General features: G+C 35.5%; 21 protein-coding genes and 2 tRNA genes. 15 read left to right on the top strand and 8 right to left on the bottom strand.

What is annotated here, in order from left to right; all coding sequences use genetic code 11:
- The first annotated feature begins 5 nt into the window (after positions 1–5).
- From BMY56_RS00125 to BMY56_RS18530, 3 genes are all read left to right on the top strand, one after another.
- Positions 6–1,280: a hypothetical protein gene (locus tag BMY56_RS00125; RefSeq protein WP_091618543.1), complete on the top strand. Its 1,275-nt coding sequence runs from the start codon at positions 6–8 to the stop codon at positions 1,278–1,280.
- Between the two features lie 189 nt (positions 1,281–1,469).
- Positions 1,470–1,631 carry a DOMON domain-containing protein gene (locus BMY56_RS18535; RefSeq protein WP_177170891.1) on the top strand — a complete coding sequence of 54 codons (162 nt, stop codon included), beginning with the start codon at positions 1,470–1,472 and terminating at the stop codon, positions 1,629–1,631.
- 237 nt (positions 1,632–1,868) lie between these two features.
- On the top strand, positions 1,869–2,018 hold the full coding sequence (locus tag BMY56_RS18530; RefSeq protein WP_177170890.1) for a hypothetical protein: 150 nt from the start codon (positions 1,869–1,871) through the stop codon (positions 2,016–2,018).
- A 537-nt stretch (positions 2,019–2,555) separates the two neighbouring features.
- Here BMY56_RS18530 and BMY56_RS00120 read toward each other — a convergent pair.
- From BMY56_RS00120 to BMY56_RS00110, 3 genes are all read right to left on the bottom strand, one after another.
- Positions 2,556–2,630 (bottom strand) — tRNA-Pro (locus BMY56_RS00120).
- A 39-nt stretch (positions 2,631–2,669) separates the two neighbouring features.
- A tRNA-Ser gene (locus BMY56_RS00115) sits at positions 2,670–2,758 on the bottom strand.
- Positions 2,759–2,868: 110 nt separating this feature from the next.
- Entirely contained in the window at positions 2,869–4,905 is a 2,037-nt protein-coding gene (locus BMY56_RS00110) for an HD family phosphohydrolase (protein WP_091618541.1), read from the bottom strand.
- 121 nt (positions 4,906–5,026) lie between these two features.
- On the opposite strand from BMY56_RS00110, the gene BMY56_RS00105 reads away from it, so the two are divergent.
- Both BMY56_RS00105 and BMY56_RS00100 read left to right on the top strand, forming a co-directional pair.
- Entirely contained in the window at positions 5,027–6,202 is a 1,176-nt protein-coding gene (locus BMY56_RS00105) for an acetyl-CoA C-acyltransferase (protein WP_091618539.1), read from the top strand.
- Between the two features lie 17 nt (positions 6,203–6,219).
- Entirely contained in the window at positions 6,220–6,972 is a 753-nt protein-coding gene (locus tag BMY56_RS00100; RefSeq protein WP_091618537.1) for a C40 family peptidase, read from the top strand.
- 47 nt (positions 6,973–7,019) lie between these two features.
- Here BMY56_RS00100 and BMY56_RS00095 read toward each other — a convergent pair whose 3' ends face one another.
- Together BMY56_RS00095 and gyrA are read right to left on the bottom strand one after the other, a co-directional pair.
- Entirely contained in the window at positions 7,020–8,282 is a 1,263-nt protein-coding gene (locus tag BMY56_RS00095) for a tetratricopeptide repeat protein (protein ID WP_091618535.1), read from the bottom strand.
- Between the two features lie 39 nt (positions 8,283–8,321).
- Positions 8,322–10,856, bottom strand: a complete 2,535-nt coding sequence (gyrA, locus tag BMY56_RS00090) for a DNA gyrase subunit A (RefSeq protein ID WP_091618533.1) — start codon at positions 10,854–10,856, stop codon at positions 8,322–8,324.
- Positions 10,857–11,114: 258 nt separating this feature from the next.
- Here gyrA and BMY56_RS00085 point away from each other — a divergent pair, with 258 nt between their 5' ends.
- Together BMY56_RS00085 and BMY56_RS00080 are read left to right on the top strand one after the other, a co-directional pair.
- On the top strand, positions 11,115–13,667 hold the full coding sequence (locus BMY56_RS00085) for an ATP-dependent Clp protease ATP-binding subunit (protein WP_091618531.1): 2,553 nt from the start codon (positions 11,115–11,117) through the stop codon (positions 13,665–13,667).
- 209 nt (positions 13,668–13,876) lie between these two features.
- Positions 13,877–14,278, top strand: a complete 402-nt coding sequence (locus BMY56_RS00080; protein ID WP_091618529.1) for an STAS/SEC14 domain-containing protein — start codon at positions 13,877–13,879, stop codon at positions 14,276–14,278.
- A gap of 34 nt (positions 14,279–14,312) precedes the next feature.
- Here the strand turns inward: BMY56_RS00080 and BMY56_RS00075 are convergent, their stop codons facing one another.
- On the bottom strand, positions 14,313–15,857 hold the full coding sequence (locus BMY56_RS00075) for an NAD(P)H-hydrate dehydratase (protein ID WP_091618527.1): 1,545 nt from the start codon (positions 15,855–15,857) through the stop codon (positions 14,313–14,315).
- 267 nt (positions 15,858–16,124) lie between these two features.
- Here BMY56_RS00075 and thrA point away from each other — a divergent pair, with 267 nt between their 5' ends.
- The 8 genes from thrA (at position 16,125) to BMY56_RS00035 (ending at position 24,892) form a co-directional block, all read left to right on the top strand.
- On the top strand, positions 16,125–18,566 hold the full coding sequence (gene thrA, locus BMY56_RS00070; RefSeq protein WP_091618525.1) for a bifunctional aspartate kinase/homoserine dehydrogenase I: 2,442 nt from the start codon (positions 16,125–16,127) through the stop codon (positions 18,564–18,566).
- Between the two features lie 22 nt (positions 18,567–18,588).
- Positions 18,589–19,515 carry a homoserine kinase gene (locus tag BMY56_RS00065; protein ID WP_091618523.1) on the top strand — a complete coding sequence of 309 codons (927 nt, stop codon included), beginning with the start codon at positions 18,589–18,591 and terminating at the stop codon, positions 19,513–19,515.
- A 41-nt stretch (positions 19,516–19,556) separates the two neighbouring features.
- Positions 19,557–20,852, top strand: coding sequence for a threonine synthase (gene thrC / locus BMY56_RS00060; protein WP_091618521.1), 1,296 nt, complete (start codon positions 19,557–19,559; stop codon positions 20,850–20,852).
- Between the two features lie 99 nt (positions 20,853–20,951).
- The gene (gene gcvT / locus BMY56_RS00055) at positions 20,952–22,037 is read left to right on the top strand and encodes a glycine cleavage system aminomethyltransferase GcvT (protein ID WP_091618519.1); all 1,086 of its coding nucleotides are present in this window, start codon (positions 20,952–20,954) and stop codon (positions 22,035–22,037) included.
- Positions 22,037–22,951, top strand: a complete 915-nt coding sequence (locus tag BMY56_RS00050) for a glutaminase (RefSeq protein WP_091618517.1) — start codon at positions 22,037–22,039, stop codon at positions 22,949–22,951. The genes gcvT and BMY56_RS00050 overlap by 1 nt, the downstream gene beginning before the upstream one ends.
- 2 nt (positions 22,952–22,953) lie before the next feature.
- Positions 22,954–23,775 carry a sugar nucleotide-binding protein gene (locus tag BMY56_RS00045; RefSeq protein WP_091618515.1) on the top strand — a complete coding sequence of 274 codons (822 nt, stop codon included), beginning with the start codon at positions 22,954–22,956 and terminating at the stop codon, positions 23,773–23,775.
- 8 nt (positions 23,776–23,783) lie between these two features.
- Positions 23,784–24,080 carry a 4a-hydroxytetrahydrobiopterin dehydratase gene (locus BMY56_RS00040; RefSeq protein ID WP_091618513.1) on the top strand — a complete coding sequence of 99 codons (297 nt, stop codon included), beginning with the start codon at positions 23,784–23,786 and terminating at the stop codon, positions 24,078–24,080.
- Between the two features lie 101 nt (positions 24,081–24,181).
- Entirely contained in the window at positions 24,182–24,892 is a 711-nt protein-coding gene (locus tag BMY56_RS00035; RefSeq protein ID WP_091618511.1) for a YebC/PmpR family DNA-binding transcriptional regulator, read from the top strand.
- 143 nt (positions 24,893–25,035) lie between these two features.
- Here the strand turns inward: BMY56_RS00035 and BMY56_RS00030 are convergent, their stop codons facing one another.
- Positions 25,036–25,449: a T9SS type A sorting domain-containing protein gene (locus BMY56_RS00030; RefSeq protein WP_177170889.1), complete on the bottom strand. Its 414-nt coding sequence runs from the start codon at positions 25,447–25,449 to the stop codon at positions 25,036–25,038.
- Positions 25,450–25,555: 106 nt separating this feature from the next.
- Positions 25,556–26,533, bottom strand: a 978-nt coding sequence (locus tag BMY56_RS00025) for a T9SS type A sorting domain-containing protein (RefSeq protein WP_177170888.1), incomplete at its 5' end; no start/stop codon positions are given.

Here is a 26,533-nt window from a genome sequence, read left to right as displayed (position 1 = left end):
ATTTGATGAAAAATATAACTAGACGTGAATTCACGATAAAATCGGCATTGATCGGTGCCGGACTGGCAACTTCTAATTTGGTGGCATTTACCGGCAGGCGTTCTGTTCGTAATGACGAATTGAGCGTGACTATACCCATGCCAATTCAGATAGTTATCGATGATGTGGGCTGGTGGTCTGGAGAGGACGGCCATAAACGTCAAGAGCCATACCGAACAGGCATAAGTAGAAATCACGTTCCTGCGGATTATCAGGCGATTGTAGATCTAGGAATAAAATTGGACGTACGGCCACAGGCAGCAACTATACTTTGTGAATGGGACAGGGAAAATATTTTACGGAATGTTTCAACAATTACGTGGATGCGTGAGAAATGGGATAACAGTAAATGGGTGGGACCCTGGCTGGATGAGGCAGCGGATATCATAAGAAATAATCAAGATCATTATGAGCTAACAATGCATGGCGTAGGGCATGAATATTGGCAAGATAAAAATATGACCAGGGCAGAATGGGCCGATAGCTCAGGAACAATGCGGCCTCTTGACCAGGTTGAACTTCACCTTGATCATTTTGAAAAATTATTGTATCAAAATCGATTAGGTTCTTTTCCAACTTCCTTTGTGCCCACCGCTTTTTTACATGGTTTTGGTTTAACGGGTGAGCATCAAATCAGTATGGCCGGAGTAGTAAAGAAACGTGGAATTGAATATATAAATACCCCTTTTTATAATATGTTTAATGCCGAAGGTGCTCAATTTGAATTATTTGGGATTGATTCTGGAGTAATTACCATCGACCGGGGAGAAGATTTGCTTGGTTGGGATGACTTTGGTGAAAAACCAACTGGAATACTGACGGGGCCTACTTGTGGTTTGCATTGGCCAAACCTGCTGCATGAAGACCCAAGTCGCAATTCAGAAATCGTAGATGCCTGGGTGAAACTTCTGAAGCCATATGATGATAAACCCGAAACAGTTTTAGCCAAGAATTCTACCTCCTTTAGAAATCAGCTTGTACATCACATTTGTTCGAAAGTGCGAATTCGTGAAGATAAAATTGACATTGATTTTATCGAAACAACTAAATTAAATGGGCAACTCAGTGATAGGCAGTTAACCCTCAAAATAGAATCCGATAGAAAGTTAACATTCAATTCGGAAGATGTAAAGCTGTCAAAGCAAAAAATAGTACAAGAAAACGACAGAAATTTGTATACTTTAATAATTGATAACACAAAGCATCTTGAAAAAGCTATTGTCAAATTTGAATTGTCATAAGGCTGTATCCTTAAATCAGGGTATCTCATTTGGCAATACCATATAAAATCAATTTGAAATAGCAAGCAAATGACACCCAAATATCTTTTCGTTCTTAGGACTTTACTTCTACTCATGCAGTGTACCCAAATTACACCAACTGATACGATTAAAGCGACGTTTACCTAAGTATTCCCGGTAATCGAGGGTATGGAAAATGACCTCATTTGGCAACAGATTATGCCTTTAGTGCTCAAGGAAAATCGTTCTGGAAATGAAATACAGGAAGCCGGTCTAAAGACATATGTCAAGGAATGTTATGATGACAACACCTTATATTTTTTCTTTATGTGCAATACTTTAGATATTTAGACATCATTTACACAAAGGGATGAACATTTATGGGAGAACGAGGCGATAGAAATTTTTATTGATGTTGATATTGCGCCTCAAACTTATGTGGAAATTGAAGTATCTCAGGCGAATGTTCTCTTTGATAGTTATATCGTAGATACTCTGAATATCGATGTCTCTAAAACAGTTCTATTTAATTTAAAAGGAATAAGAACAGCAGTAACTGTCTAGGGAACACTAAATAAGCAGGATGATATGGATAATCATTGGAAGGCCGAAATCGCAATACCCTTTGCAGACTTGGCCATTGAAAATATTCAAAAAGTAATAACCGCAACATCAACAAGAATCAATTTTTATCGCCGGGATGAAAACCTAGGAAGGCAACGGATGTCTTATGCCTGATCTCCCACTGGTGGTACATTTCATAAACCTTTGTATTTTGGCAAGTTAATTCTTAATTGATAAGTACCTAGATATGAAACGATTTGAAATCAACAAACTGCAAAAAGAAGCGCTATATTTTTTGGCTTACTTTTTATAAATGGGCATAAATTTAAAATTTTTATTAGTTTTCAAAACTAACTTTTAAAAAATCATAAAAAAGAAATTACATCAAAAAGTTTAAAATTAAAAGCTATGAAATTTAGTTAAAGACGTGGTACACTGACTGGTATAAAGGGTAACCAAATAAAATTAGCTAAAAAGAAATTTATTACATACCATCAAAATTTATGATTTATGTTCAAATCCGAGTTCCCCGAGAACTCAAATATTAAAACCCTTTATACACAGAACTTAAGAAGATCTTTGATAAAAATAGGACACGTAATAGGACACGTTCGAGGTATAATATGTACCGTTTTGGTACGTTTTGGTAGTATTCCTAAAAATATAAAACCCTGACAATCAATTGGTTATCAGGGTTTTACTTTCAATTAGTCGGGGTGGCAGGATTCGAACCTGCGACCTCCGCGTCCCAAACGCGGCGCGATAACCGGGCTACGCTACACCCCGAGATGGTTATCAAAAAATATGTCTCTCAACATATCGTTGCGGAGAGACAGGGATTCGAACCCTGGGTACCCTTGTTAGGGTACGACGATTTAGCAAACCGCTCCTTTCGGCCACTCAGGCACCTCTCCAGTAATTCTTCAATGAACATTTGCTTTGAATAGCGGATGCAAATGTATAAGTATAACTGGTCTTACACAACTATTTTTTATTTTTTTTTAAATAAAAATTTAGACCACTGTTACTCAGGATATTCCACACGCAAATGATAAATGTTTATTAGCTTTTGTTTAAATATTTTCTTGATTGTTTCTATTTCCTTGAATGTAATATCAGCGTTCAAAAACTGATTTGCCTTCATTTGACCCGAAATTATCTTGTCAACGAATTCATCAATTATCAAAAATGTAGGGTCTTTTAAACTTTTGGATGCTGCTTCTACCGAATCTGCCATCATCAAAATTGCAGTTTCTCTGGAGAAAGGTAATGGACCTGGATATCTAAAATCTTCTTCGTCTACCTCACCCTCAAGGTCTTTTTGCTTTTTATAGAAGTAATAAACAAAGGTTGTCCCATGATGCGAACGAATAAAATCTATAATTCTATCAGGAATATTATTCTTTCTAGCGATTTCTATTCCTTTGATTACATGGTCAATTATTATTCTAGCACTATCTCTTGGGCTTAATTCATCATGTGGATTTACATTTGTTATCTGATTCTCTGTAAAGAAGGTAGGATCGTTCATCTTACCAATATCATGGTATAAAGCCCCTACTCGCACCAACATGGCATTTGCCCCAATTTCATTTGCTGCAGCCTCCGCCAAATTTGCCACTTGTAAAGAATGATGAAATGTACCTGGAGCTTTATTTGAAAGTTCCTTTAACAGCTTAGAATTAGTATCTGAAAGCTCTAACAAGGATACATCAGAAACAAGTCCGAATAACTTTTCATAAATATAAATTAATGGCTGTACGAATAAAGTTATCATTCCATTCAATAGAAAAAGTCCTAAAGTGTACCATTCAATATCACTTAAATCACCCTCATGAATCGTATGGAAAGCCAAATAGCCAATAATATAAATCAGCGTTATCTGACCTACACTGACAAATAAATTTGCTCTCTTATAAAGTTCAGATACCGTTAGAATAGTTACTATACCTGTAATAATCTGAAGAAAAATATATTCAAAACTATTAGGAACGACAAAACCTAAAATCAAAACCGCTAGTACATGTACAAAAAGACCTAATCTAGCATCGAAAAAAGTTTTTAATATTAATGGTAGAATACATAATGGTACTACAAAAACCAATTGATCATTATACTTTATGACCATTGTAGTAATAAACACCATCAACAGTATATTGAAAAATATAAAGGTCACCTTTACATTATTGTCGTATACCGTTTTTCTGTATTTTTTAAGAAATAAGAAAAGCATTATTAGTACAAGAGCTACCAACACCGTATATCCAATTAAGATGTAGTAATAATTATTTGCGGTCCATAGTTCTGACTCGTATTCAGCTTTTAATGATTCTAAAACTTTTAAGTTTTCTGCCTCTACAACTTCCCCTTTCGCAATAATTAAACGGCCTTGATCAACCGTACCTCTAGTGTATGATAATTTTGACAAAGCTTCGTCTCTTGCTTTTTGAGTCAAATTATTATCAAAGCTTACATTCGGCGCTATCAAATCAAAAAAGAGCGATTGGGTCTCATTTGTATAGACCGAAAGATTATTATCTTCTAAAACTTTAGCCACTAATTCATTAATATCATTGACCCTATAAAATTCCGAAACTCTTACTTTCCTAGCCTCATTATCTTTAACGAGGTAAACAAAGTCACCTTGTACTTGTTTTCCGTTATTTTGTAATATTCCTTTATTGTAGATTGTATCTAAAATCGCCTTTGAAAGGTTCTCTAGCCGATTTTTCTGATTATTTCTTAATCCGGAACTATTCCATTTTTCATCAAATTCCTGTTCAAATTTTTCACGAATACCGCCAACAATCTTTTCGTCATAATTATAATAAGGAAGCTGGGAACTTTCAATAGACTGCTTTTCTTTTGTTATTTCAGAATCGGTCTTTTTAATCGAAAAATCGAAAGGAGCATATAGGTTTTCAAACTGCCAAGGCTTCCCTTTTTGAAATTCATATTTAAATTTACCTCCTTTAGGTAAGAAAAAAACAATAAAAGCAACAGCAGCTATATATAGTATATACTTAAAAATTAGCGATTGCTTTTTGTAAAGATTATCCAAAAGAAAAATTTAATATGTTCATCAAAAATAGAAAATAATAAACTGATAACAGGTAATTGAAACGATATCCCTTTGGTTGCTATAGAATTTAGTAATTTCGTCATATCAAAATAATTAAAACATGAAAGAGGTTGTAATTGTTTCAGCTGTAAGAACACCTATCGGAAGCTTTATGGGTGGATTATCTACAATACCTGCTCCAAGATTGGGCGCTATAGCCATAGAGGGTGCATTGAAGAAAATAAATTTAGATCCTGCCCTAGTAAATGAAGTTCTTATGGGTAATGTTGTTCAAGCAGGAACAGGTCAAGCACCTGCTAGACAAGCAGCAATTTTTGCTGGCATTCCAAATACGGTGCCCTGCACAACAATTAATAAGGTATGTGCATCTGGCATGAAGGCTGTAATGCAAGGCGCCCAAGCTATAGCTTTAGGTGATGCAGATATTGTAGTCGCTGGCGGTATGGAAAACATGAGCCTTATACCTCATTATGTTCAAATGAGAACAGGTACCAAATTTGGACCATCAACTTTAATCGACGGCATGCAAAAAGACGGTTTGGTCGACGCTTATGACGATAATGCCATGGGTATCTGTGCTGATGCTTGTGCCGCTAAGTATCATTTCAGTAGAGAAGATCAAGATGCTTATGCAATTCAATCTTACACAAGGGCTTCTAAAGCATGGGAAGCTGGAAAATTCGACAATGAAGTTATTCCTGTAGCAGTACCTCAAAGACGTGGGGAACCCAAAATAATTGCAAAAGATGAGGAGTTCACCAATGTATTCATGGATAAAATTCCGAATTTAAGACCCGCGTTTTCAAAAGATGGCACTGTTACCGCTGCCAATGCCTCAACTATTAATGATGGTGCTGCTGCATTGGTTTTAATGAGTAGAAAAAAAGCTGACGAATTAAATTTAAAACCATTAGCTGTTATAAAAAGTTATGCAGATGCAGCTCATGAACCAGAATGGTTTACAACCGCCCCTGCCAAAGCACTACCAAAAGCTTTAGCGAAATCTAATATATCAATTGAAGAAATTGAATTCTTTGAATTTAATGAAGCATTTTCTGTTGTTGGTCTTGCAAATATGAAATTATTAGGTCTAAATGATAGCAACGTTAATGTAAACGGAGGTGCAGTTTCATTAGGTCATCCTTTAGGATGTTCTGGTGCTCGAATACTTATAACTTTAATGAACGTGTTGGAACAAAATAATGCCAAACTAGGTGCTGCTGCAATTTGTAATGGTGGCGGAGGTGCTTCAGCAATAATTATTGAAAGGGTCTAAGAGCATAAAAAAGTTACATGCAATACGGTATTTGTCACTTAAGCATTATTCCAGTAAGAAGCACTCCCGATCAAATTTCGGAAATGGTTACCCAACTTTTGTTCGGTGAGCATTACAAAGTGTTAGAAAGTAGAAAAAACTGGTCTAAAATAAAAACAATTTACGATAAGTGCGAAGGCTGGATAATGAATAACCAGCTGACCTTTATATCTGAGGATGAGTTTAATACCATTCTAGCAGTTAAGGAATTCCAATATGTTGCTGAATTAATATCATTTGTTGAAGATTCCAATAAAATACTAACACCCATATTAATTGGTTCAAGTATTCCCAATACCCCGTCATTAAACGTAAATTTTGGTGGTGTAGTTCTTAGTTCCGTAAAACCTAAGGAGAAAATGATTAAAACGGCATTACTTTATTTAAATTCTCCGGAATTAAAAGGAGGAAAATCACCTTTTGGTATCGACAGTGCCGGTTTTGTCCAAATGGTCTATAAGATTAACGGATACCATCTTTTTCGAACTGCAGAAAGTCAATCTACTCAGGGCACCGCACTAAGTTTTGTTGAAGAAAGCGAGGCTGGTGATTTAGCCTTTTTTGATAATGCCAACGGTTCTATTGATCACGTAGGTATAATTATGGACAACAACTATGTTATTCACGTAAATGGAAAAGTAAGAATCGATCGTTTAGACCATACAGGCATTTTCAATAATGACCTTAGAACCTACACGCATCAACTCAGGGTCATTAAAAAAGTAGTATAAAAAAGGCCCTAATATTAGGGCCTTTTAAATTATGGATTAGAAAAAAATTATTCTCCTAATAACTTTTTCAATCTCATGAAGTTTTCATTATCTCCCATTGCTCCATAAATATTCTTTAGCTGGGTCATAATATTCTCATTAGCCGGACTTGTTTTTAAAGCTTCTTCCAACACATCTGCACCTTGTCTAAACAAACTATCCTTTTTCTCTTTAAGTACGTCATACTTTGCGATATCAGCTCTTGAATTACCTAAAGAATTCATTTCATCAATCAATGCGTTACCTTCATTAACATATGTTGTAGAAAGATTCAAGTAAGCATTAGTGTACTTTGGATCAAGCTCAATAGCTTTTTTGTATGAAACTCTAGCGTCTTCATAATTATTTTGCTCCATGCTTATTACACCTACATTGTAGTGAAGATCTGGGTTATCAGGAGCCAATGCGATAGCTTCAGCCATTAATTCCTTAAACTTATCCTTATTTCCTTGATTGAAATATAAGTTAGCTTCGTTAAGAATAAGATTTACATCTTCTGGATCATTCTTTCTTGCTGCTTGATATGCTTCCAAAGCTTTCTCGTCCTGACCTAATTGAGTATAGATTAATGCAGTATTTTTTACAATCTCTGATTTTTTAGATGGAGTTTTCTCATCTATAGGATTTGTATAACCTCCAGATTTAACCATAAGATCTCGTTGAAGTTTATCCATCTCCTCTACTTCACCCGAAGCTGCATTGGTAGCCTTATATACAATCCCTCCACCATCATACCCTACTTCTTGTAGTTTATTATAGTAATCTAAAGCCATTTCATAATGACCGCCATTTACAGCACTACCAGCTGCATAATACAAATAAGAAGTGTCTTTAGGACTAAGCGTGTAACTCATATAAAGTTTTTCAGCAGCTTCTTTAAACTTTTGATTTCCATTATCACTAACCGCAGAATTAACAAGATCGGCTGTTAAAGCTGCCATATATTGATTGGTTTCATCAGTATATTTTTGCTTACCTGATTTTTCTTCAATCTCAATAACTTTCTTAAAGGATGTTGCAGATTTCTCGAAAGCATCATTATTTCCTTTTTTAGCCAAATCACTGTAAATTTTACCTTTTGTAAAATAATACTGCGCTTGTGTTTTTTCATCTGCAGATGCAATAGTACCAGAAGCGGCTTCGATAGCTGTTTGAGCTGCTACCGCATCTCCATCTTTCAATGCTTTTTCAGCATCTTTTATCTCATTCTTTTGTGCAAAACCGACCATTGTAAATGTCAATGCCGCGACAAGTAAAAACCTATTTTTCATTTTTAATATATTAATTATTAGTGTTTAAAGTTTAGATGTTTATTCTTTTGAATCATCTGTTTCATCAATATCAATCTCCGTGCCGTTTTCCGTATCTACTTCAATATCAAGTATTTCCGATTCCTCTAAATCATCCTCATCTTTCATTACCTTGGCAACAGCGGCAATGGAATCATTACCTTTAATATTAATCAATCTAACACCTTGAGTTGCTCTACCCATTACACGTAAATCTTCTACGCTCATACGAATTGCAATTCCAGATTTATTGATAATCATTAGATCATCAGAATCGGTTACGTTTTTAATAGCAACCAACCCACCTGTCTTTTCGGTAACACTGATTGTCTTAACACCTTTACCACCTCTATTGGTAACTCTGTAATCTTCTATACTTGAACGCTTACCATAACCCTTCTCGGAAACCACCAGAATCTCATCTTCAAAGTTATGAACCGAGACCATACCAATCACCTCATCCTCTTCATTAGCTAAAGTAATACCTCGAACCCCAGATGCATTACGACCCATTGGTCTAGTTTTACTTTCTTCAAAGCGTATTGCCTTACCAGATTTAAGACCTAAGAATATCTCACTTGTTCCTGTTGTCAATTTGGCTTCTAACAACTCATCACCATCACGAACGGTAATAGCGTTGATACCATTTTGACGCGGTCTAGAATATTGCTCTAAAGAGGTCTTTTTAACAACACCCTTTTTGGTCGCCATAATCACATAGTGACCATTTACATATTCTTCATCCTTTAAATCTTGAGTACAGATAAATGCTTTTACACAATCGTCTTGCTCAATATTAATCAGATTCTGAATAGCTCTACCTTTTGATGTTCTACTTCCTTCTGGAATTTCAAAAACTCGCATCCAGAAACATTTTCCTTTTTGAGTAAAGAATAACATGTACTGATGGTTGGTCCCCACAAATAGATGCTCTAGAAAATCTTCATTTCTTGTTGATGAAGCTTTTTGACCTACTCCGCCCCTATTCTGAGTTTTGTATTCCGTCAACGGTGTTCTTTTGATATAACCTGCGTGAGAAATAGTTATAACTACTTGTTCATCAGGTATCATATCCTCCATACTAAGGTCTCCACCTGCAAAATTAATTACAGACCTTCTCTCATCGCCATACTTATCCTTTATCTCTTGCAACTCATCTTTAATGATTTGCATTCTACGTTCCTTTTTATCAAGAATATCCTTCAAATCTGTAATCAGAAGCATTATCTCATCATATTCGGTTCTAAGCTTATCTTGCTCTAGACCGGTAAGCTGACGTAATCGCATCTCTACAATTGCCTTCGCCTGAATCTCGCTTAGCTTAAAGCGCTCAATTAAGTTTGCTCGAGCTTCATCCGCATTGCTTGAAGCTCTGATTATTGCTATAACCTCATCAATATTATCTGAAGCGATAATCAAACCTTCTAAAATATGAGCGCGATCTTCTGCTTTTTTCAATTCAAACTGCGTTCGTCTAACCACCACCTCATGGCGATGCTCTACGAAATAATGAATCATTTCCTTTACGTTCAACAATCGCGGCCTTCCGTTAACAAGAGCAATGTTATTTACGCTAAAAGATGTCTGTAATGCTGTATACTTATACAACATGTTTAATACGATATTTGGTATTGCATCTCTTTTTAAGATGTAAACGATTCGCATACCATTACGGTCAGACTCGTCCCTAATATTAGAAATACCTTCAATTTTCTTATCATTGACAAGATCGGCAGTTTTCTTAATCATGTCCGCCTTATTCACTTGGTAAGGAATTTCATGAACGATTATGCATTCTCTACCTTGAACCTCTTCAAAAGTTGCCTTGGCACGCATCATTACACGACCTCGACCTGTATGAAAAGCTTCTTTTACGCCATCATACCCGTAAATAATACCACCTGTTGGAAAATCAGGAGCTTTTATATGAGTTATCAACTCATCAATTTCAATGTCATTGTTATCGATATATGCAACCGTACCGTCGATAACTTCTGCAAGATTATGCGGAGGCATATTGGTAGCCATACCTACTGCGATACCAGATGCGCCATTAACCAAAAGGTTAGGCACCCTAGTAGGAAGTACGGTAGGTTCTTTCAACGAATCATCAAAATTCAATTGATAATCCACTGTCTCCTTTTCTATATCGATAAGCATATCATCCGCAATCTTACGCATACGGGCTTCCGTATAACGCATCGCTGCAGGACTATCACCATCTATAGACCCAAAGTTACCTTGACCGTCTACAAGCATATAACGAAGGCTCCATTCTTGAGCCATACGAACCATTGCATCATATACTGAGGTATCACCGTGTGGGTGATACTTTCCTAGTACCTCCCCGACAATACGGGCAGATTTTTTATGTGAGCTATTACTTCTAACCCCTAATTCATGCATTCCAAACAAAACCCTCCTGTGCACTGGTTTTAATCCGTCCCTGACATCTGGCAGAGCTCGTGACACAATGACCGACATCGAATAATCGATGTAAGCAGATTTCATTTCATCTTCAATATTAATTGGTATCAATTTTTCACCGTCAGCCATTTAAAATCTTCTGTTTTTTAATTAGTAAAAAAGCATGCCAATATACTTAAATCCTAGGCGTTTCAAGAATAAGTGGATTTAATAATATGAAAATTTATTAACAGTTGCTTTTAAGATGTTAATTTTAAAGATATGCGTTCATTTTCAGGCACAGAGATGCACATTTTGCGAGTTTTACAATAACTTTAACGATTATAGGTACGGTATTTGCCATTGATTGAATGAGATTTAGTAATTTTATAGTAGATAATATAGTATATGGATGATAATTTTTCCCCAAGAGTAAAGGATGTGATTGCTTATAGCAAGGAGGAAGCATTGCGACTTGGTCACGATTTTATCGGTACTGAGCACCTAATGTTAGGGCTCCTTAGAGATGGAAACGGGAAGGCTATTAGCATTTTAGATGCTTTAGAAGTTGATTTGGATCATTTACGTAGAAAGGTTGAAATTCTTAGCCCTTCGAATCCAAACGCTAACGGTGTTCAAAAGGACAAAAAGAACTTACATTTAACAAGACAAGCTGAACGCGCACTAAAAACAACCTTTTTAGAAGCCAAACTTTTTCAGAGTTCTTCGATAAATACAGCTCACCTTTTACTTTGTATTTTAAGAAACGAAAACGACCCTACTACAAAACTTTTACATAAGTTAAAAGTAGATTATGATGGCGTTAAGGAACAGTTCAAATTCATGATAACAAGTGACGACGATATGGTAGATGGCCCAACGGCCGAATCTTTTCCAAGTGATTCTGATGAAACATCCGAAGGTAAAGAAAGTACTTTTGGCGCTACTTCAGGCCAAAAAGGAACCAAGAAATCTAAAACTCCTGTACTGGATAATTTCGGAAGAGATCTTACCCAAATGGCAGAAGAAAATAAATTAGATCCTGTTGTTGGTCGCGAGAAAGAGATTGAGCGAGTTTCTCAGATTCTTAGTCGTAGAAAAAAGAACAACCCGTTATTGATAGGTGAACCCGGAGTTGGTAAAAGTGCTATTGCTGAAGGGCTTGCATTACGAATAATCAATAAAAAAGTTTCAAGAATTCTTTATAACAAAAGAGTTGTAACTCTTGATTTAGCGTCTTTAGTTGCGGGTACTAAGTATCGTGGCCAGTTTGAAGAACGCATGAAAGCTGTTATGAATGAACTTGAAAAAAATGACGATGTTATATTGTTCATTGATGAAATTCATACCATAGTTGGTGCAGGTGGTGCGACAGGAAGTTTAGATGCTTCGAACATGTTCAAACCCGCATTGGCAAGAGGTGAAATTCAATGTATCGGTGCAACTACCTTAGACGAGTATAGACAGTATATCGAAAAAGATGGTGCATTAGAAAGACGTTTTCAAAAAGTAATTGTTGAACCGACTACCGTTGATGAAACAATTGAGATATTACACAATATTAAAGGTAAATACGAAGACCATCATAATGTAACTTATACTGATGAAGCAATTGAAGCATGTGTCAAGTTGACAAATAGATACATGACAGATCGCTTTTTACCTGACAAGGCTATAGATGCCCTTGATGAGGCAGGATCACGTGTACACATTGTAAATATGGACGTTCCAAAACAAATTCTTGAATTGGAAAAGAAATTGGAAGATGTACGTGAGCTAAAAAATAGTGTAGTCAAAAAACAAAAGTATGAAGAGGCTGCAAAATTACGTGACGATGAAAAAAGCCTTGAAAAAGAATTAGCCATCGCTCAAGAGCGTTGGGAAGATGACAGCAAACTGAATAAAGAAACAGTAAGTGAGGATAATGTTGCCGATGTTGTTTCCATGATGAGTGGCATACCGGTTAACAGAATTGCTCAAACAGAAAGTAACAAATTAGCTGGCCTACCAGACCTAATTAAGTCTAACGTTATAGGTCAAGACGAAGCTGTTGCAAAAGTGTCTAAAGCTATTCAACGAAATAGAGCTGGACTTAAAGATCCTAATAAGCCTATCGGTTCATTTATATTTTTAGGACAAACGGGAGTTGGTAAAACTCAGTTAGCCAAAGTTTTGGCTAAAGAACTTTTTGATTCAGAAGATGCACTTATACGCATCGATATGAGTGAGTATATGGAGAAATTTGCCATATCAAGATTGGTTGGAGCACCTCCAGGATACGTAGGTTACGAAGAAGGTGGTCAATTGACTGAAAAAGTAAGAAGAAAGCCTTATTCTGTAATCTTATTAGATGAAGTCGAAAAAGCGCATCCAGATGTGTTCAATATGCTTTTACAAGTATTAGATGATGGCTACTTAACTGATAGTCTTGGTCGTAAAATCGATTTTAGAAATACGATTATCATAATGACATCAAATATTGGTGCTAGACAATTAAAAGACTTTGGTCAAGGTGTTGGTTTTGGTACAGCGGCTAAAAAATCTCAAGAAGATTCACATCAAAAAGGAGTTATTGAAAATGCGCTTAAAAAAGCATTCGCTCCTGAATTTTTGAATAGAATTGATGACGTAATTGTTTTTAATGCTTTAGAAAGAGAGCATATTCACCAAATTATCGATATTGAACTTGCTAAACTGTTTAAAAGAATTAAAGATATAGGTTATCATTTAAATCTTTCAGACAGCGCAAAAGATTATATCGCGGAGAAAGGTTTCGATAAGCAATATGGTGCTAGGCCTCTTAAAAGGGCAATACAGAAGTATATTGAAGATGCTTTAGCAGAAGAAATTGTGAATTCGAAACTTAAGGAAGGAGATACTATATTTATCGATCTTGACGAAAAGAATGAAGAATTGACTATTAAAATTGAAAAAGCTGAAGAAGAAAAACCTAAAACATAGATACATTCAGAATATAATTTATATTAAAAAGGAGTTCTAAGTCGGGCTCCTTTTTTCGTACAATGACTTTTTAATTGTAAGAAATCAAATACAGGCAACACCAGCCATACGCAGTACGAACGATATTTACGCGTTTAAACTAATAATTTATTCGAAAATTAAAGTTCAATTTACTTTCGCTTCAGACACACTATATTAATAAGAGCAGAATGAAAATTGAATCCTCCAAAAAGAAGAAGGTAATCGTACGGGAGTACGAGTTAGAAGTAGGAAAAATTCAAGTATTTGAAAATTACATGGTATCCATCTTTGATGAAGGAGCTACTCTAACCCTTGAAAGAGCATATCAAATAATTGGAATATCAGAAATTCATTTTAGGGATAAAAATTTCGGATTCATAAGTCTTCGTAAGAATTCATTCGCAATTGACCCAACCATCTATAATTATCTAAAACAACTAGATAACCTAAAAGCATTTGCTATCGTTTCGGTTAAAGAAATAGACATGCATAACTTTAAGATCGAAAAAATGTTTTATAAAAAGCCAATGAAGTTTTTTATAGAATATGACAATGCTCTCAAGTGGGTGAAGAGGAGAGTTAATTCTTAATATTTTTTACAATTTTAGAAAGAATTGAAATATATTATTGTCCTTTCGATTCTTCCACTACAGGGTGTTCAGGTATTTTAAATAAATCGAGATAAGCACTTCCTATACTTTCTATAAGGCTAGACGCCACTAAAGATTGGTAGCCAGTACTTTCTACAGCTATATCGCCAGCTTTACCATGTAGGTAAACTCCAAATATAGCAGCATCCAATGCCGTGTATCCTTGAGCTCGCAATCCAGTTATTATTCCAGTCAACACATCTCCACTGCCAGCGGTTGCCATACCTGGATTTCCTGTGGTATTCACGTAGCCTTTATCAATCTGCACGACTATAGTATGTGCTCCCTTTATTACTACGATACACTTAAACTTCTTGGTGAATTTCTTAACCTTATCCAACTTTTCAAAATCATCTTTCCAAGTTCCTATCAATCTTTCCAACTCTTTGGGGTGAGGGGTTAAAATGGTATTTTCAGGAAGCTTCTTTAACAACGATTTGTTTTTCGAAAGAATATTTAGAGCATCGGCATCAAGTACCAATGGCTTTTTATTCTTATTTAAAAATTCAGTAAAACCAGTAACTGTTTTATTATTCGTACCCATCCCAACTCCTATTCCGACAACGGTAGGCTCAAAATCAAATTCTATGTTTTCAAGTAAATCTTCATTAGAATCTGTTAATACCATAACTTCTGGCAAAGAAGTCTGCAGAATAGAATACCCTATTTTCGGCACATAGGCAGTCACCAATCCGCTACCTGCATGTAGTGCTGCATTTGCTGCCAAACAAACAGCACCCATTTTACCATAACTACCTCCAATTATTAGAGTATGCCCGTAAGTACCTTTGTGAGCATACTTTTCACGGGGTTTATAAACACTCAATGCTTCATTATTTCCGATTAACTCATAGTCAGTTTCAGTAGCCATTAAGTATTCAGGATCTAAACCAATGTCCAATACTTCCCATTGCTCTATAAACGACCCTGTTTGAGGTAAAAAGAAAACCAATTTCGGGGTTTGAAAACTTAGCACAAAATTGGATTTTATAATAGCTTCCAAATTTTCTGGCCCTTGGTCGGTAAATAAACCTGACGGAATATCAATAGATAAAATAAAAGCCTCTGACTTATTTAAATGCTGAATAATTTTAGCAACCCAATCATCTGGCGTTCTATTCAATCCTATTCCAAAAATACCATCAACAATAATGTCATCCTTTCCTATTTCAGGAAGCTCATCATCAGAGCTGATGAAACTTGGCCAACATTTTCTTGTTTTTAATCTTTCGAGATTAATTAAAAAATCTTTAGAGCGTTTTTCACTATAATTAATAACATAAACTGATATATTATAACCATGATCCAATAGATGACGAGCTAGTGCTATTCCATCACCCCCATTGTTTCCTATACCACAGAATAAATGAATTTTTACAGGAGCACCTTGCATTCGCAAATGAATCCAATTAAATAACTGTAACGCAGCTCGTTCCATTAATTCATCACTAGTTATTTCTTCTTTTTTAATAGAAATCTGATCTGCTTTATAAATCTGTTTTGCGCTATATAATTTCATTCTTAATTTATTTTACTGCTAAAAATTAACGATTCCACAAAAAATTGTGGAATCATTTGATAGGGATATCAAATGTACTACTTTTGGCGCTCAACCATTAGTATTATGGACTGCGATAAGACAGGCATAAATTTCGATATCACATCACTTACCAAATTTAATGGTACTACATTCACATGGTTCACCCCTTGGGGGTCATAACGATATTTCTCCGTCTCTGTGTTTAATTACACCATTTCTTAAATTAAAAGTCAATATTACAATAACATGAAAGTTCTAAAATTTGGTGGTTCATCTGTAGCCAAACCTGAAAATATAGTTAAGATTAAAAATATAATTTCTTCCTATCAAGACCAAATAGTATTGGTGGTCTCTGCTCTTGGTGGAGTAACTGATTTATTGTTGAAGGCTGGCACAATGGCCTCTTCACAAGAGCAATCTTATAAAAATGTACTTACATCTATCGAGGAAAGACATCTTGCAACAATTAAAGAATTACTACCTGTTACAGCACAAAGCAAGGTGCTTAGCAAAGTAAAAAGTGAGTTCAATGTTTTAGAAACATTATTAGAAGGAGCTTACTTCATTGGTGAAATAACCCCTAAACTTTCTGATAAAATTGTTAGTTATGGAGAATTATTTTCATCTTATATTATCAGTGAATACCTAATTACAGAAAATCTAGATGCTCAATTTAAAGATAGTAGAGACCTTATTATCACGCACAAATTAAACGGTAAGAATGTGGTGAATTTCACCAAAACCAATGCCAATTGTGCAACCTATTTTAATTCATCACACAAGAAAATTATCGTTTGCCCTGGTTTTATAGCTACATCAGAAGAAGGTGTTTCTACTACTTTAGGCAGAGGAGGTTCAGATTATACTGCAGCGATTTACGCCGCTGCCATCGATGCTGAAATTTTAGAAATTTGGACAGATGTGAGCGGCATGTATACTGCCAATCCGAAAATGGTAAAACAAGCCAAAGCAATACCCCATATATCATATGAGGAAGCTATGGAATTGTCTCATTTTGGAGCAAAAGTGCTTTATCCTCCCACCATTCAACCAGTATTATCAAAAGGAATTTCGATAGTAATAAAGAATACATTTAGTCCTGATGAAGCAGGAACATTAATCACTAAATCTAAAAACGAAAAAGGTAAAACCGTAAGAGGTATAAGCCATATAGGTAATATTGCCTTGTTATCACTAGAAGGCCCTGGTATGGTAGGTATACCTGGCATATCAAAACGTTTTTTCGAAGTGTTATCGCAAGCAGATATTAGTGTTGTACTTATTACTCAAGCTTCTTCTGAACATTCTATTTGCGTAGGTATTTCTGCTGATGATGTTGTTAAAGCGGTAAGTATTGTTAACGAAGCTTTTGAGTATGAAATTGAAAGGGGACGTATTAAACAAGTCATTCCTGAAAAGGATCTGGCTATTGTAGCATTAGTTGGTGACAATATGAAGAGTCACCAAGGTTTAAGTGGTAAAATGTTCAGTACCCTTGGAAAAAACAATGTGAATATTCGAGTAATTGCACAGGGAGCTTCAGAAAGAAATATTTCTTGTATCATCGACGAAAAAGATGTAAAAAAAGCCTTGAATGCATTACATGAAGAATTCTTCGAGGAAAACATAAAGCAACTAAACCTATTTGTAATGGGTGTTGGTAATGTTGGTGCAAAATTTTTAGAACAGATAAGAGAGCAACGTAAATTCTTAAAAGAGAATTTAAAATTAAACATTAGAGTTATTGGTATGTCGAATTCTCGTACAATGGTTTTTGATGAGAAAGGAATAGATCTAAATGATTGGCAATCGAAATTAGCTCAAGGAGGGAAAGCAGATAAAGCTAAATTTTTAGAATTGGTCAATACTTTAAATTTTAGAAATAGCATTTTTGTAGATAATACTGCCAGTGAAGAAGTTTCTAATACATATAGTGAGTATTTAGGCAATAGCATATCAGTTGTTACTTGTAATAAGATTGCTTGCTCCTCGGCATATGAAAATTATTCAAACCTAAAATCATTGGCAAGATCCTATAATGCACCATTTTTATTTGAAACTAATGTGGGAGCTGGCTTGCCTATTATTGATACTTTAAAACATTTAATAGCATCTGGTGATAAGATTCTAAAGATTCAGGCGGTGCTATCTGGTAGCTTAAATTTTGTTTTTAATAATTTTAATGAGAACACCACCTTTCATGATGTTGTAAAACAGGCTCAAGAAGAAGGCTATACCGAACCAGACCCTAAAATAGATTTAAGTGGTGTTGATGTAATGCGGAAAATATTGATTTTAGCAAGGGAAAGCGGTGATCAATTGGAAATAAGCGACATTAAAAATAATCCATTTCTACCTGAAGAGAGTTTAAATACTAACAATAATGAAGATTTTTTCGCCTCTTTGATAAAAAATGAATCCCATTTTCAATCTTTATTTTCAAGTGCTAAAAAGGCAAATAGCAAATTAAAATATGTAGCGCAATTCGATGAAGGTAAGGCAAGCGTAGGTTTACAAGAAATACCAAAAGGGCATGACTTTTACAACCTTGAAGGCAGTGATAACATTGTTCTTTTTTATACAAAAAGGTACCCACAACAACCTTTAATCATCAAAGGTGCTGGTGCAGGATCTGCTGTCACAGCTTCCGGAATATTCGCAGATATTATAAGAATAGGTAACTTTTAAAATAAAAAAAACATTTTTTAAAATGAACCAAAACGAAATAAAGGTTTTTTGCCCTGCAACCGTAGCAAATATATCATGTGGTTTTGATGTTCTTGGTGTTGCCTTAGATTCAGTCGGTGATGAAATGATTGTTAGAAAAATTCCACAAAAAGGAATTCAAATCACCAAAATTTCAGGACAAAATTTACCCAAAGAAACCTTGAACAATGTAGCAGGTGTTGCTGGTAATGCATTTCTATTGGCTGCTGATTACGATGGCGGTTTTGAAATTGAAATCAATAAAAAAATAAAGCCTGGTAGCGGTATTGGTAGTAGTGCAGCTAGTTCTGCCGGTGCTGTTTGGGCGATGAACTATCTTTTAGGTAATCCATTCAGCAAAACTGAATTAGTGAAATTTGCTATGGAAGGCGAACGACTGGCCAGTGATGTTGCCCATGCCGATAATGTAGCCCCTGCCCTATTCGGTGGCTTCACTCTTGTACGTAGTTATAATCCATTGGATATTGTAACCATACCAGCACCATCTGAGTTGTATGTTACTATTATACATCCACAGATTGAAATAAAAACTTCCGATTCTCGAAAAATATTAAAGACTACCATTTCAATGGAAACAGGAATAAAACAATGGGGAAATGTTGGCGGACTTGTAGCTGGTTTGTTTAAAGAAGATTACGAATTGATCGGCCGTTCATTAGAAGACCATATCGTAGAACCAATTCGCTCCATTTTGATACCCGGTTTTGATGAAGTTAAAAAAGTATCCTTAGAAGCAGGTGCTTTAGGGTCGGGTATTTCAGGGTCAGGACCATCAATTTTTGCTTTCAGCAAAGGGGAAGAAACTGCCTTAAAGGTTAGGAAAGTGATGAAATCGGTCTACGAAAAAATTGGCATTGCTTACGAAATACATATTTCCAAGATTAATATGGAAGGCGTAAAACCTTTATAATTTTTGAAATATCACAATAACAACAGATAAATACATTCGACTTGAAATTCTATAGTTTAAATAATAAAGCACCCGAAGTTTCTTTTGATAAGGCTGTAATTAATGGAATTGCGCCTGACAAAGGATTGTATTTTCCAGAAGAAATTAAACCGTTACCCATTTCTTTTTTTGAGGAAATTGAGAAGAAATCCAACGAAGAAATCGCATTTACGGCAATTCGACAATTCGTAGAAGGAACTTTACCCGATAATGTCTTAAAAGATATTTTGAAAGAGGTGTTGGATTTTGAATTTCCGATTGTAGAAATAACCCCTTCAATTGGCACATTAGAACTTTTTCATGGTCCTACAATGGCTTTTAAAGATGTAGGCGCCCGATTTATGGCACAATGTTTAGGTTATTTTTCAAGGTCCAATAAACAAGAAGTTACCGTATTAGTTGCTACTTCTGGTGATACTGGTGGCGCTGTTGCAAATGGCTTTCTTGGTGTTGAAGGTGTTAAAGTTGTGATTCTTTATCCGAGTGGAAAAGTTAGTGATATACAAGAACGCCAACTTACAACACTAGGTCAAAACATAACAGCTCTAGAGGTCGACGGTACCTTTGATGATTGTCAGGCCATGGTTAAAAATGCCTTCTTGGATAAAGATTTGTTGACACACATGAAATTAACATCGGCCAACTCAATTAACGTAGCAAGGTGGTTACCTCAGCTTTTTTACTTCCTTTTCGCCTATAAACAAGCAAAATCTAAAGGAAAAGAAATTATTTTTTCTGTGCCTTCTGGTAATTTCGGGAATATATGTGCAGGTTTGGTTGCGCAACGTTTAGGTATGCCGGTGAACCATTTTATTGCGGCTACAAATGTAAACGACACGGTACCACAATTCATGTCGACAAAAGAGTATGCCCCAAAACCATCTACAGCGACTATTTCTAATGCAATGGATGTTGGTGACCCAAGTAACTTCATTCGTATTCGTCATTTGTTTCAAGATGATTTCGAAGCATTGAAAAAAAATCTTTCGTCCTACTCTTTTAATGATGAACAAACAAAAGAAGCGTTAAAGGAAATTTATAATATCAATGGATATATCGCTGACCCACATGGTGCAGTAGGTTATCTCGGACTTAAAAAATATCAAAAACTACATCCAAATACATATGGTATATTCTTAGAAACGGCCCACCCCGTAAAATTCTTGGATATTGTGGAAGAAACATTGTCCGAAAAACTAGAAATTCCTTCACAAATACAAAAGGTGATGGGCAAAACCAAAGTATCATCTAAGATTTCTACCTACGAGAATCTCAAAGAATTTCTTATGACTTCTTGATTAGGGGATATAGTTTACAATATTTTCCTAAATAGCTGTTCTATCAGAATTGCTTCTATTTATTTTCGATAAATTTGTATCGCCGATAAATAAAAGAAGATGAAAAATACTGCGCTTACCAAAACACATGAATCGCTTGGTGCCAAAATGGTGCCATTTGCTGGATATAATATGCCTGTTTCGTACGAAGGTGTGAATGCTGAACATGAAACGGTACGCAAAGGTGTTGGTGTATTTGATGTATCTCACATGGGAGAATTTTTAATTTCTGGTCCAAATGCATTAAGCTTGATCCAAAAAGTAACTTCTAACGATGCATCTAAATTGACCATTGGTAGAGCACAGTATAGTTGTTTACCAAATGAGACAGGTGGTATAGTTGATGATCTAATTGTTTATCGCATCAAAGAAGAGCAATACCTATTGGTTGTGAACGCCTCTAATATTGATAAAGATTGGGCTCACATTTCAAGCTATAATAATGAGTTTAAAGCGGATATGAAAAATATATCCGAAGGTTATTCCCTATTAGCTATTCAAGGCCCTAAAGCGGTTGAAGCTATGCAACCGTTGACCTCTATCGATTTATCAGCTATAAAATTCTATCATTTCGAAGTAGCAGATTTTGCCGGCATTGAACATGTTATTATTTCTGCAACAGGATATACGGGTTCTGGCGGATTTGAAATTTATTGCAAGAATGAAGATGTAAAACAAATTTGGGACAAGGTATTTGAAGCCGGAGCAGATTTTGGAATAAAACCAATCGGATTGGCAGCAAGAGATACATTACGTCTAGAAATGGGATATTGCCTTTATGGGAATGATATAGATGATACAACTTCACCTATTGAAGCAGGATTAGGGTGGATAACGAAATTTACCAAAGATTTCGTCAATTCTGAGGCACTCGAAAAGGAAAAAAAACATGGACCAGAACGTAAATTGGTAGCCTTTGAGTTAGATGAACGAGGCATTCCTAGACATGGTTATGATATAGTTGATGGAAATGGTAAAACCATAGGCATTGTCACTTCGGGTACTATGTCTCCATCTATGGGAACTGGTATTGGTCTGGGCTACGTACCTCCAATTTTTTCTGAAATCGGAAGTAAAATTCAAATTCAAATTCGCAAGAATGTAATACCGGCTACAGTAGTTAAATTACCATTTTATAAAAATTAATGAAAGACTTTCAACGTGTTCTTGATACCATCAATGAAACTTCCAATAACGCTGTAGAAAGGGGTACCATAGCTAACTATATTCCAGAATTAGCGAAAATAGATATGCAAAAGTTCGGTATCCATTTGATAGATATCGGACAACATCACTTTTCTGCAGGCAAAGGTGCTGAACGTTTTTCAATTCAGAGTATATCAAAAGTTTTGACGCTTTCAATGGCGCTTGGGCTAATTGGAGAAAATATATGGGAGCGAATAGATGTTGAACCATCTGGTGACCCATTCAATCATTTATCACTATTGGAGCTAGAGAATGGTATTCCGAGAAATCCATTAATTAATCCAGGAGCAATTGTTGTAGCTGATATTTTGGTATCACAATTAGCAGACCCGAAGAAAGAATTTTTAGCTTTTGTTAGAAATATTGCAAATGATGATTCTATTGATTATGATGAAGACGTGGCCCAATCTGAAAGACGAACAGGCTTTCGAAATTACGCCGCTGCCAATCTTTTAAAATCATATGGTAATTTAAAAAATGATGTAGATATAGTTTTAGATTTTTATTTTCACCAATGCTCATTATCTATGAGTTGTGAACAATTGGCAAACACTTTTTTTATGTTTATAAATCGGGGTAATTGCAGAAGAGGCAATACATTTCTTACTATGGGCCAAGTAAAACGTATCAATGCATTAATGCTTACTTGTGGTTTTTACGACGAATCTGGTGAGTTTGCTTTCGAAGTAGGCTTACCTGGTAAAAGTGGAGTTGGCGGTGGCATTGTTGCATTGTTGCCTAATAAATTTTGTGTTGCCACATGGTCACCAGGTCTTAATAAAAAAGGCAATTCAAAATTGGGAATGCTCGCCTTAGAAAGATTGACAACAGAAACTGAACTTTCTATTTTTTGAGTTTGGATAATAATAAAATATTGATCCTCGGTGGTAGCGGCTTCATTGGCAATGCTATTTATAAAGAGCTTTGTAATTATTTTGACACCTATGGCACCTATTGTCACGCAGCAAATTCATTCTCTTCTAATAAACAATTTGTGCATTATAATTTAGAAGAAGATGATATCGTTGAGGTTTTAGAATCAGTGAAACCGCAAGTGATAATTTCCGCTTTAAGAGGTAATTTTGCCGCTCTTATAATAGCTCACGAGCATATTATGGAATATGTTATAAAACAAGATTGCAAAATCTATTTTATTTCATCGGCGAATGTTTTCGATGCCTATAGCAAATATCCATCTTATGAGATGGATAAAACGTTATCAGAAAGTATATATGGCCGACTAAAAATTAGAATTGAAAATATGCTTTTGAGATTACCAAAAGAGAAAATGGCTATCTTAAGAGTTCCTATGGTATTTGGAAATAGTTCTCCAAGAATACGGAATATGAAAAAAGCTATCATCGAAAATGAACCTGTTGAAGTATTTCCAAATTTAATTTTAAACGTTACAAATGATGACAAGATAACGCAGCAAATTCATTATCTTATAAATAGAAATAAAACAGGTATTTATCATTTGGGGAGTAATGACCTCACCCATCATGAAGATTTTATAAAGGAAGTTTTAGAACGGGTAGGTAATTTCAATCCAATATTGAAAAGGGTATATACTACCAATGAAGATCGTTATTTGGCAGTACTGCCCAAAACCAATAAATTACCAAAAAATTTACAATATACATATCAGGATATTATTGATCATCATGTCCTTAATTAGCAATTATTATGAAAGAAATAGAAAAATTTACTGATCAACAAATAGCAGATTATCTTGGTCAATTAGACGGATGGGAATATGTGGATGGAGCTATCGAGACCACTTTCGAGTTTAAAGATTTTAAAGAAGCTTTTTCTGTTATGACACGCATCGCTTTTGAATGCGAAGCTCAAAATCACCACCCTGATTGGAGCAATGTATATAAAACCTTAAATATTCGTTTAAGCACCCATGATGCAAATGGGGTTACCGAGAAAGATTTTGTACTTGCACGAATAATTGAAGATATAGTAGAAAGCGAATAATAACAACCAAGTCAAATCATAAGATATGTGTGTTCAGTGAAGTAATTTAAATGATTTCTGAACATCTCTTGTTTTTGTACATTTGTTTAAAATAATTTACCATGGGAAGAGCTTTTGAATTTAGGAAAGCACGTAAAATGAAAAGATGGTCAGCAATGTCCAAGGCCTTTACACGTATCGGCAAAGATATTGTAATGGCAGTAAAGGAAGGCGGACCAGATCCAGATTCCAATTCACGCCTTAGAGCGGTTATACAAAATGCCAAGTCGGTCAACATGCCTAAAGACAATGTTGAACGTGCTATTAAAAGAGCAAGTGATAAAAGCCTTGGAGATTATAAAGAAGTACTTTTTGAAGGGTATGCACCCCACGGTATTGCCGTTCTAGTTGAAACCGCAACCGACAATAATACAAGAACAGTAGCCAATGTTAGAAGTTATTTTAATAAATGCAATGGTAACTTAGGCACATCGGGTTCAGTAGAATTCATGTTCGACCATACCTGTAATTTTAGAATTCCTGCAGAAGGTTTAGATCCTGAAGAATTAGAATTAGAACTGATTGATTTTGGTGCAGAAGAAGTTTTCGTAGATGATGATGGTATTTTAATATACGGCCCATTCGAAAGTTTTGGAGCCATACAAAAAGAATTAGAAAATAGAGGACTTGAAATACTTTCCTCAGGTTTTGAACGAATTCCACAAGTCACCAAAGCATTATCTGAAGAAGAAGCTGCTGATGTAGAAAAACTTCTAGAAAAGTTAGAAGAAGATGATGATGTTCAGAATGTTTATCATTCTATGGAAGAGTAACTACATATGTTTTTAGGATATAAAAAAAGGAGACCAGAATTGGTCTCCTTTTTTTTCGTTCAATTATAAATCTATCCTATTTAGAAGAAAATAAAACCCCTTGACAAGTAGCGCCAAGGGGTTTGTAACTTATACTAAATATCTCAATTCTTTTTAATGAACTTCAGGGTAACACTACCCATATCGGATCCATTAGCTCGAATCATATAGACCCCTGTTTGCAAATCCTCAATATTCAATTGCTGTCTTAAGCTATAATTTGCTTTTATAGTGCGAATCAATTTACCGATCATATCATGAATGGAATAGCTATCTACTTTATCTGTTTTCGACAATTGTAAATTAAGCATTTTAACAGAAGGATTAGGCCATAACTGTAATTTTAGCGTAATCGAACTTGATGTCAATAAGGAATTCAACTCACCAAGTGTTGCTACTACCAAGGAGCTTGTGAATTGGTCAAAGGCTATTTCCGTTGCGGCAATACCATGTGCAATTGGCACATCATGGTTATTAAATTTGAATAAAGATGTGATATAATTAAAAAAGCCACTCAAATGAGTGGCTTTTTCTATGCAATCAATGCACATTTTAAATTATACAATTCTCGATTGTAATAGGGTTCCAATGTGTTTCAAATTATCGGAACCATATTTACTTCTATTATTTCCTTATAATTTTTAAAGTTTCGGTGCCATACACAGAGGTCATTCGGATAAAGTACAAACCTATAGGTATTTCTCCCGTATTCAAATTAATATCATTATCCCCTTGCTTTAAGGTGTATGTTCCAAAATCCTGAAGTTGTTGCCCTATACCATTATACAATGATAGTGTGCCATTCATATTTAATGGAGACTCTATTTTAAGATTTATATAATCCTTAAATGGTACAGGATAAGCCGTCAGCTCTAGTTTGACCGATGCCGTTTTACTAGGTACTGTCACATTCGGACAAACATCGGCATGGAGCACTACATAGAAGTTGCCCGGATTGCCAACATTTACACTTTCGAACGTAAATGTATTAAAGTCCCCTTCGACCGTATCGCTATAAGGATACTGACCTGGGGCAGTGGTGAACCTACCATTATTATCCGTTGGTAAAATTTCAGTGCCAACATATAATTGGGCAACCGTCATTTTATACCCACTTAAGGTAGAAACGGTTACTTCTACAGCACCATCGGTATAAATGACCTCCACATTTCCTACTAGGGCACCATTAGAAATAGTACACTGACCTGCGGCCGCATATAAATCCATGTTATACGTTCCATTGGTAGACGGGAATTCATTTGTCCACCCCCATCGGTTACCAGAGACATTAGGTATATCTATGAAACATGACCTGACATTTTCGTCCACAGATCTAGCGAATGCCGTCTCACATTGGTCGATGGTTCCAGTACCACAGTCATTATTGTTTTCAATAATGTCCCAGGTACACGTCAGTTCATTCCAGACAGCTGTTTCTTGACATTGCGTCATTGGCATCTCCGGTTGTACGCCCTCAATATCCCATTCGCAGGTAACTTCGTTCCATGTCGCGGTTTCGTAGCATTCCGTCATAGGCTCCAAGGGCTTCTCACCGTTGATCTCCCAATCGCAGATCTGATCGCTCCAGACCGCAGTTTGGTA

Source organism: Maribacter orientalis, assembly GCF_900109345.1.
GTDB lineage: Bacteria > Bacteroidota > Bacteroidia > Flavobacteriales > Flavobacteriaceae > Maribacter > Maribacter orientalis.
The sequence above is the reverse complement of the archived record's forward strand: the minus strand, read 5'-3'. Positions and strand labels throughout refer to the sequence as shown.

Excerpts from the sequence above, each read along its gene's own strand:
- BMY56_RS00100 (WP_091618537.1), top strand. The coding sequence starts at position 6,220 with ATGCAATACGGTATTTGTCACTTAAGCATTATTCCAGTAAGAAGCACT.
- BMY56_RS00065 (WP_091618523.1), top strand. The coding sequence starts at position 18,589 with ATGAACCAAAACGAAATAAAGGTTTTTTGCCCTGCAACCGTAGCAAAT.
- BMY56_RS00040 (WP_091618513.1), top strand. The coding sequence starts at position 23,784 with ATGAAAGAAATAGAAAAATTTACTGATCAACAAATAGCAGATTATCTT.
- BMY56_RS00075 (WP_091618527.1), bottom strand. The coding sequence starts at position 15,857 with ATGAAATTATATAGCGCAAAACAGATTTATAAAGCAGATCAGATTTCT.
- BMY56_RS00095 (WP_091618535.1), bottom strand. The coding sequence starts at position 8,282 with ATGAAAAATAGGTTTTTACTTGTCGCGGCATTGACATTTACAATGGTC.
- BMY56_RS00035 (WP_091618511.1), top strand. The coding sequence starts at position 24,182 with ATGGGAAGAGCTTTTGAATTTAGGAAAGCACGTAAAATGAAAAGATGG.
- BMY56_RS18535 (WP_177170891.1), top strand. The coding sequence starts at position 1,470 with ATGGAAAATGACCTCATTTGGCAACAGATTATGCCTTTAGTGCTCAAG.
- thrA (WP_091618525.1), top strand. The coding sequence starts at position 16,125 with ATGAAAGTTCTAAAATTTGGTGGTTCATCTGTAGCCAAACCTGAAAAT.
- BMY56_RS00105 (WP_091618539.1), top strand. The coding sequence starts at position 5,027 with ATGAAAGAGGTTGTAATTGTTTCAGCTGTAAGAACACCTATCGGAAGC.
- BMY56_RS00050 (WP_091618517.1), top strand. The coding sequence starts at position 22,037 with ATGAAAGACTTTCAACGTGTTCTTGATACCATCAATGAAACTTCCAAT.
- BMY56_RS00080 (WP_091618529.1), top strand. The coding sequence starts at position 13,877 with ATGAAAATTGAATCCTCCAAAAAGAAGAAGGTAATCGTACGGGAGTAC.
- BMY56_RS00125 (WP_091618543.1), top strand. The coding sequence starts at position 6 with ATGAAAAATATAACTAGACGTGAATTCACGATAAAATCGGCATTGATC.
- gyrA (WP_091618533.1), bottom strand. The coding sequence starts at position 10,856 with ATGGCTGACGGTGAAAAATTGATACCAATTAATATTGAAGATGAAATG.
- gcvT (WP_091618519.1), top strand. The coding sequence starts at position 20,952 with ATGAAAAATACTGCGCTTACCAAAACACATGAATCGCTTGGTGCCAAA.
- BMY56_RS00085 (WP_091618531.1), top strand. The coding sequence starts at position 11,115 with ATGGATGATAATTTTTCCCCAAGAGTAAAGGATGTGATTGCTTATAGC.
- BMY56_RS18530 (WP_177170890.1), top strand. The coding sequence starts at position 1,869 with ATGGATAATCATTGGAAGGCCGAAATCGCAATACCCTTTGCAGACTTG.